Genomic DNA, 7,204 nt, shown 5'->3' on the forward strand with positions numbered 1-7,204 from the left:
ACTCTTGCCAAAATGAAGTAGCCGGTTGATCGGGGACATGTCCGAAAGAGGGGGCACATCGAAATTTACATCCGTGCAAATCTATCTGTCATTTCTTTCTCGCCACAACCGCAATATCGGGAGATTCAGGGCAAAAAGCCGAGCCTGCAACATCGGAGTATAGCTCTTCAATCCTGAATCCACACTCTTCAAACTCCTCTCTGAGTGATTCCCGGCTGAAATACTGCAGCCAGTTATAGACAACACGAGTTCTTGCCTTTTCAATTATCGTGTATTTATCGAGAGTTACTTTTTCTTCCTGATACTTGAATGTGTTCAGGAATCCGTAATAATCATCAGAAGACCAAAAATGATCGAGTTGATTGTGTTCGTACGTCGCAACTTCCTGTCTGCTGTCGAATATGTTCAACGAATGAACATCCAGAAGAACTGATCCGCCAGGGCTCAAAAATGTGAAAAATTTGGAAAGGAGCATCCTTCTTTGTGAAGGGCTCAATGCACAAAAATCGCAAAATATCAATGTAATGAGATCATACCTTTCCTCCGTCTCATACTCCAGATAGTTTTGTCGAACATAGTTGATGTTCAGTTCTTTTTGATGAGCGGTCTCTTTCGCATGTCGTATAGACCTTTCAGAAAAATCGATGCCGGTAACAGAGGAACCACTTTCTGCAAACCGCGTTGTATACAGGCCCGGACCACACCCAAAATCAGCAACATTTGAACCTGAGCCCACCCCGAAATGAGACACTATCCACTGCACCGATCGATCAACGAAAGTTCTTTTTCGGGACGACAGATCAATTGAGTCGTTCAAGTGATACTCGAGCATCTTTTTTGAGGTGTGCTCATCGGTCCACAGTTCATCTGCCGTATAGTACTGAAAAGGTAAAGGGCGAGCGTTGATTTGTACCAGTTCATCAAACATTTTCAATCCGAAAAATTAAGGGAGACTCCTTACGGATACGACTATTGGGGTCTACAACGTCAAGTTCTTCAAACCGCATAGAAGGAGTTGAGGAATCGATGTATCGCTCAGCTCCTCTATGGTTGTTGCGTTCTGAGTTTGTTGGTCTTTTGTTTTCATTTTTCAACGGCAATCCGAATCTCGCTTGTATCTATAGGTAATGAAACCATAACCCGAACCTGGATCCGGCATTGATTTCCCGGCCCTGATGAACCCGTTACGCTCGTAGAACCTGTGGTTCCTCACCGCATAATCCGGCGTTTCAAGAGACCACTGTGTGTCTTCCGGGTACAGCGTCATCACCTCATGCAACAGTGTACTGCCGATTCCTTTTCCCATACAGCTTTCGTGAAGAAAAATCCCGAAAAGTTCACAATAGTCCGTATGCCTTTTCACGATGCAACCACCGACGATGATACCGTCAACAATGCATTTGAAATAGTCGTGCATGTCAATCCAGCGGGTATGAGCCTCGATACTGTCGTGCCCCGGAGGATCCTCGAACCCCCGAGCTGCCGGTCTATACCTCTTATCGTCGAGGAATGCAGATACCGCCGCCGATCGCAGAAACTCTGCATCCGATCTTACAGCATTCTCAATCACCATCATGAGTTACTCTCCCCCTTCTCCACCAGGGTAACGCAACTTCCGTTCACTTTTGCATCGCTCTTCTGCTCCCGGTGCAAGGGTCACCCTCAGGCATACCCTCCAGCCATTGACGCAGTTGAGCGATTCTTTCCCTGGTCAGCCTGGTTTTTTCCAGACAGTAACACATGGGATAGATGCTCCCATATTCCATCTGTTTGTTCTCGGCGGGATAGAGCGACACCAAATGAAGATCCCGGAAAGAAACCCAAGCCTGTTGTGCTTTTTGCAAAGCTGCGGTAAAACGCTGTTCGCCTTCGTGTGCTTTCATCACTTGTCGATAGACCTGATCGAGTTCCTTGTCAGCCTCTTGAGATTCAGCACAGGTTTGTTCACTGAGCTCAGTTTGTGTCTGGGCTTTTGCGCATTGCATCATAACCGGCATAGCGAAACCCAGGACAATCAAAACGGGTAACCAGATTTTGTTCATGATGTATTGGATATGGGTTGATCAATTGTACAGCAACAACTGTTTGGCACAGACTTCGGAAACCTGTTAAAGACTTTTCCGCATTGCACAATTACATCTGTGAGACAAATGCTCCGGCATGTATTCGGTGAACCCGTACTTTCTATACAAGCTCACCGCTTCTTTCAAACAACTGTTTGTTTCAAGAATCATGGTGGAAAAACCCAAAGATCCGGCTACAATGAATGCGTCCTCCATCATTTTTTTACCCAGACCTCTTCCTTTGTATTCTGCTTTGAGATACATTTTCCTCAGCTCGCACGTATTCTCGTCGATGGCATAGAGGCCATAGGAACCGACTACCGCACCATTATCTTCAAGTACCTTGAATGCTCCGCCAGAACGTATATACGACTCATCGATATCCCGTATATCGGCATCGGTCTCTTCCGGATTCACTGAAAGCCCATAGTGCTTTAACGCACTTTCGAGCAAAGCGAAAACCATTCCTTCATCTCCCTGCCTGTATTCCCTGAGAGTACACATATCCTGCAAACAAAGCTTATAGCATAATACGGAAAAATGCCTCTTGTTTTCAATCCCCGACAGGACACACTAATCGAGGTTTTTCCACGAATACACGGTGACCGGGATCAAACATGTAGAGATCTTCAAGCATCTTGCCGAGAATCGAGGAACTGATATACCTCCCGGACCAGACAAAGCCGTTTGTTTCCGCTTCCGCACAAAGTTCGCGGCGGGCCGTTTCGGCGCAACCCCACACAAGCATTTGCTTGCACAACCAGGCAAGCATATCGAGCGCAACATGCTGGTTCAGCAATCTCAGATCTCCGTATGTCGCCTCAGGACTCAGCGTGCGTTTTCTGACTCTGATAATCCGGCCTGAGTCGACATCGTTCTCGATATCGACTTCGAGACGCGAAGAGCGGTTCATAAAATGAAGAGTTGCGCCATGCTCTCCATGGTTCTCAATCAAGGGAACATGGTCATACCCTACCCCGCGCAGAACTGGCAGAGCGGGATGAATATTGAGCGGCAGACCGAGAAAATCGAAATCGTCGTAAGAAAAAATGAAATCATTGTAGAACGAGATGGTAAACAGCCATGATCGTGATCGAAGCTCTTTTCTCAGAGCGGTTTTACCCGTGCCTTTTTTCCAGATCAACTGTTTCGCGTTGGGAAAAAAACCGGAAAACAGGCGAAACCCATCCCCTCCCAGATTGGGGTCACCAAAGAAAAGAATAGTGTCAGTGTTCGAATCAAACCTGGAATCCGACATTCTCTCTTACAACGTTTTTACAATGTGACTGTCAGCTTGTCGCAGAACCGAGCGAAACATTCATTTTTTCTCCACAGAAACGCTTGACCTCACCGCCAAAGAACACAGCTTTTTCAGGGTCGTTCCGATCCCGGTTTCGTAACCCATCTTTCAGGTATGTCTTAAAAATACGGTCAGCCGACATAGTTTTGCTGTGCTCCCGGAAATACGGTTGATTCAAAACGGGTATATAGAGATTCAAAGTCAAGGGACTAATCCGAGTAGGTGATTCCCCTGTTGTCTCTATAATGATTCACCCCTTCGACGATATCCCGGGCTAACACCCGGTCTTGCGATAACGGCGGCAAGTTATCCACATCGAAAAAATCAATGCCGGATATTTCAATGTTGTCGCGAGGGGCTCCCCCTGTCACCTCAGCGGTGAAAAACAGCTTGTACAAACTCACCGGATACTTCGGTGTATACGGATGACGGTCTCTGTCTTTAACCGCATAAAGAGAAATGACTTTTATTGCAAATCCGGATTCTTCGAGCACTTCTCGGGCAATTCCTTCTTTTGGAGACTCATTTTGATCCGCCCATCCCCCTGGCAACGTCCATTTTCCATTTGAACGCTCCTTCACCAAAAGAACTTTACTGTCCTTGACCACACAGGCTCGCAGATCAACCTTTGGAGTTGCATAGCCTTTTTCCGGAATAAAAAATTTTTCTATCTCCTCGATCCCCGCTGCACTGACTTCTGAGTAAAGCATGGTGCTTATCCCGATAAGCCGCTCATACCTCTCGCGATCGTATGGATCCCTGGTATAGTGAAGACCTGCCTGAGCAATCGCTCTGATTTCTTTTACCAGTTCATGCATTTTTCCGTAATTGCTGTTGCTGTTGCAGGACGCCGTTATTCCACTCTCAAGTCGTAAGGCAGCATCGTCATCCTGAACATCCCCGCCGGCTGTTGTTCCAGCTTCAGGAGAAGATCGAGCGTTTGCAATGAACGATCGGCGACACTTCCCGAAGGAATTTGTTCACCAAGCATCCTGGAAGCTATTCCGGGGCCGTCGCCGAAAAGGTAGTCCATAAAACCCTGTGGTTCAGGATAGAGTTTCAATCCGGGTACTTTTGTTGAATCCATTCCAGCCATCGCTCGAGCAGCGAAGAGCGCATCCTGTAACCCGCCGATCCGGTCAACCAGTCCTTTTGAAACAGCAAGGTCTCCCGTCCAAACTCTGCCGCCTGCAACAGCTTCGACCTCGTTCAGAGTCATTTTCCTCGATCGGGCAACTTTTGCCAGAAAGTCATCGTAAATCCAGCCGGTCGTTTCCATGAACTTCGCCATTCCTTCCTCATCGAGCGGTTTGAAAACCGTAAACCCATCGGCATTTTTTCCTTTGATAACCACCTCACGATTCAAGCCGATCTTCTCCTGTAACGCACTTATTTCCGGCTTCAACGCATAAACGCCGATCGAGCCGGTAACGGTAAGCGGTTCGGCGAAGATACTGTCTGCTGCAAGCGCTATCATATACCCGCCCGACGCGGCAACACTCGACATCGAAGCAACTATCGGCTTTTTCACTTTCGCTGAATCGAGAATCTGCAACATATTGGATGAAGCGAGAGCATCACCTCCAGGACTGTCGATACGAAGCACGATAGCCTTGACACTTTCATCATCGAGTGCAGCCTGAACCGAACTTCTGAGAGTTTCCTCGTCAAATCCCTGTTCCGTTCCTCCCGTCATATCATCCTCCAGGCGAACAATCGACCCCGACGCTGTTATCACAGCGATATTTTCTTTCGTCTCGGGTTCGAACGGCCAGGGAATCGAGGCTTTGTAACGTGCTCCACCGATCAAAACATCTTCATCACTTCGCTCACCGTCTCCCTTACCAAATGTCTTTTTCAATCCTTCCAAATACTCCCAATGCCCGCTGATTTCATCGACAATGCCGAACTCTTTCGCCTGCTTTGCCGACAAAACCGTTTTTTCATCGATAATGCTTTCATATTCCTCTACAGTAATCCCTCTCCGCTTCGCAACATAGCCTGTATAGGCATCATAGACAGCATCCAGCATCATCTCAACCTGCTCCCTGTACTCAGGGCTCGCCCCGGATCTCGTAAACGGCTCGACTCCGCTTTTCCATGCAGACCATTGAGCGGCCTGAAAAGAAACCCCGAGCTTTTCAAGCGTTCCGGTATAGAATAACAGCTCGGCCTTCAAACCATCGAGCAAGAGAAAATTCCCTCGCTCCGCGACGATGGAATCACATGCAGACGCAAGCCACACATCTGCATCAGAAGCACTGCCAAGAAATGCGTTTACCGGTTTTCCGGTTTTTCTCGTCTGCTCGATAGCCCGCTGAATCTGCTGGATCTTCGCAGACCCTGTTCGTACTCCGCGGATGTCGAGCAGGACACTTTTGATTCGTTCATCTGCACCCGCCCGGTCGAGTAGAAACAGAATATCCTGTAAAGACAATTCCTGTGACTCTCGTTCAAAAGGCAGAAAGAATCCGACATCGGTGGTTTCCCTGATGTCTCCGGAAACATCTATTTTCAGTACGAACTCTCCAGGTAACGATTTCTGTGTCGTAAAGGCCCGGTAAAGACCTATCGCAAGAACAAGAAAAACCAGCACGACAACGATGCAGCCAATTTTACCTGCACCCATTTTCTTCTTCGCCATTGGAATTATGTTATGTTTTCATTTTTCAGTTACACAAACAGCTTTACCGCCTATCAAGTTTCTTATCCACAAACCAGGAAATGGTTTAAAAACGAATGTGACCTACTTTTACAAGTTTTTTTGCAAAAGAGCCTTCATTCATACAACAAACAGCTCACCTGGTGCCGGCCATCCTCGCAGAGCGGCTTCAACTCCGGCTCCACCGAGCGGCACCGCTCCATCGCTTCGGGACAGCGGGGATGAAAACTGCATCCGGACGGCATATCGAGCGGCCCCGGCAAATCACCTTTCAAGAGAATCCTTTCGTTTTTCCGGCTCAATTCCGGTAGAGGAATCGCTGACATCAGTGCTTTCGTATAAGGATGCTTCGGGTTTCTGTACAGTTCATCCGAATCGGCTATCTCGACGATCTTTCCAAGGTACATGACCGCAACACGATCTGAAATATACTCGACAACCGAAAGGTCATGAGCGATGAAGAGATAGGTCAGCCCGAACTCGGTCTGCAGATCTTTCAGCAAGTTGATGATTTGCGACTGAATGGAAACATCGAGTGCAGAAACAGGTTCGTCACAGATGATAACCTTGGGGTTGACCGCGAGCGCCCTCGCAATACCTATCCTCTGCCGCTGTCCTCCTGAAAATTCATGCGGGTAACGGTTGAAATAGTCGTTGCTCAACCCCACAATATCGAGCAACTCATAGATTTTCTTCTTTGCATCCTTGCGGGGAACCACCTTATGAACCGACAGAACCTCGTTAAGCATCTGTCCGATTGTCATCCTTGGATTGAGAGAACTGAACGGGTCCTGAAAAATCATCTGCATCTGGCTGCGCAGACGACGAAAATCCCTGTTGCCGATCGTATCTATAGCCTCACCGTCATACCATATTTCACCTTTCACCGGAACAGGCGTCAGCCTCAACAAGGCCCTCCCGAGAGTGGTTTTACCGCATCCCGACTCCCCGACCAGGCCAAGCGTCTCTCCTTTTCTCACGTCGAAGGAAACCCCGTTAACCGCTTTAACCAGAGCCTTTTTCCCTCCTTTCCTCGATGAAAAGGCAACTTCGAGGTCATGGACCTTCAGCAGCAAGTCGCCCTTTCCCATATCCGTCCCATTCTTTTTCACCCGGGCAATTTCAATTCAATATTCAGCGAAAACTTCTCACTTCGGAAAAACACCCTAGTTTTCCGCA

8 protein-coding genes are annotated in these 7,204 nt (G+C 47.9%); all 8 read right to left on the reverse strand.

Translation table 11 applies throughout. The annotated features are described in order from the left end of the window. Positions 1-88: 88 nt before the first annotated feature. Positions 89-928, reverse strand: a complete 840-nt coding sequence (locus tag QZ209_RS12390) for a class I SAM-dependent methyltransferase (RefSeq protein ID WP_294348535.1) — start codon at positions 926-928, stop codon at positions 89-91. Between the two features lie 162 nt (positions 929-1,090). Beyond that, entirely contained in the window at positions 1,091-1,576 is a 486-nt protein-coding gene (locus QZ209_RS12395; RefSeq protein WP_294348539.1) for a GNAT family N-acetyltransferase, read from the reverse strand. 43 nt (positions 1,577-1,619) lie between these two features. After that, entirely contained in the window at positions 1,620-2,042 is a 423-nt protein-coding gene (locus QZ209_RS12400; RefSeq protein WP_294348541.1) for a lysozyme inhibitor LprI family protein, read from the reverse strand. Positions 2,043-2,108: 66 nt separating this feature from the next. Then, positions 2,109-2,567, reverse strand: a complete 459-nt coding sequence (locus QZ209_RS12405; protein WP_294348544.1) for a GNAT family N-acetyltransferase — start codon at positions 2,565-2,567, stop codon at positions 2,109-2,111. Between the two features lie 49 nt (positions 2,568-2,616). Then, complete coding sequence (locus tag QZ209_RS12410; protein WP_294348546.1) at positions 2,617-3,321, reverse strand: hypothetical protein; 705 nt, start codon at positions 3,319-3,321, stop codon at positions 2,617-2,619. A 251-nt stretch (positions 3,322-3,572) separates the two neighbouring features. Continuing rightward, complete coding sequence (locus QZ209_RS12415; protein ID WP_294348549.1) at positions 3,573-4,181, reverse strand: NUDIX hydrolase; 609 nt, start codon at positions 4,179-4,181, stop codon at positions 3,573-3,575. Between the two features lie 35 nt (positions 4,182-4,216). Further along, positions 4,217-6,007, reverse strand: coding sequence for a signal peptide peptidase SppA (gene sppA / locus QZ209_RS12420; protein ID WP_294348552.1), 1,791 nt, complete (start codon positions 6,005-6,007; stop codon positions 4,217-4,219). A gap of 134 nt (positions 6,008-6,141) precedes the next feature. After that, positions 6,142-7,116 (reverse strand): oligopeptide/dipeptide ABC transporter ATP-binding protein, encoded by a 975-nt coding sequence (locus QZ209_RS12425; protein ID WP_294348555.1) that lies wholly within the window; start codon positions 7,114-7,116, stop codon positions 6,142-6,144. Positions 7,117-7,204 lie beyond the last annotated feature (88 nt).

This window comes from Prosthecochloris sp. (assembly GCA_015482705.2).
Classification (GTDB): domain Bacteria; phylum Bacteroidota; class Chlorobiia; order Chlorobiales; family Chlorobiaceae; genus Prosthecochloris.

Excerpts from the sequence above, each read along its gene's own strand:
- QZ209_RS12390 (WP_294348535.1), bottom strand. The coding sequence starts at position 928 with ATGTTTGATGAACTGGTACAAATCAACGCTCGCCCTTTACCTTTTCAG.
- QZ209_RS12395 (WP_294348539.1), bottom strand. The coding sequence starts at position 1,576 with ATGATGGTGATTGAGAATGCTGTAAGATCGGATGCAGAGTTTCTGCGA.
- QZ209_RS12400 (WP_294348541.1), bottom strand. The coding sequence starts at position 2,042 with ATGAACAAAATCTGGTTACCCGTTTTGATTGTCCTGGGTTTCGCTATG.
- QZ209_RS12405 (WP_294348544.1), bottom strand. The coding sequence starts at position 2,567 with ATGTGTACTCTCAGGGAATACAGGCAGGGAGATGAAGGAATGGTTTTC.
- QZ209_RS12410 (WP_294348546.1), bottom strand. The coding sequence starts at position 3,321 with ATGTCGGATTCCAGGTTTGATTCGAACACTGACACTATTCTTTTCTTT.
- QZ209_RS12415 (WP_294348549.1), bottom strand. The coding sequence starts at position 4,181 with ATGCATGAACTGGTAAAAGAAATCAGAGCGATTGCTCAGGCAGGTCTT.
- sppA (WP_294348552.1), bottom strand. The coding sequence starts at position 6,007 with ATGGCGAAGAAGAAAATGGGTGCAGGTAAAATTGGCTGCATCGTTGTC.
- QZ209_RS12425 (WP_294348555.1), bottom strand. The coding sequence starts at position 7,116 with ATGGGAAAGGGCGACTTGCTGCTGAAGGTCCATGACCTCGAAGTTGCC.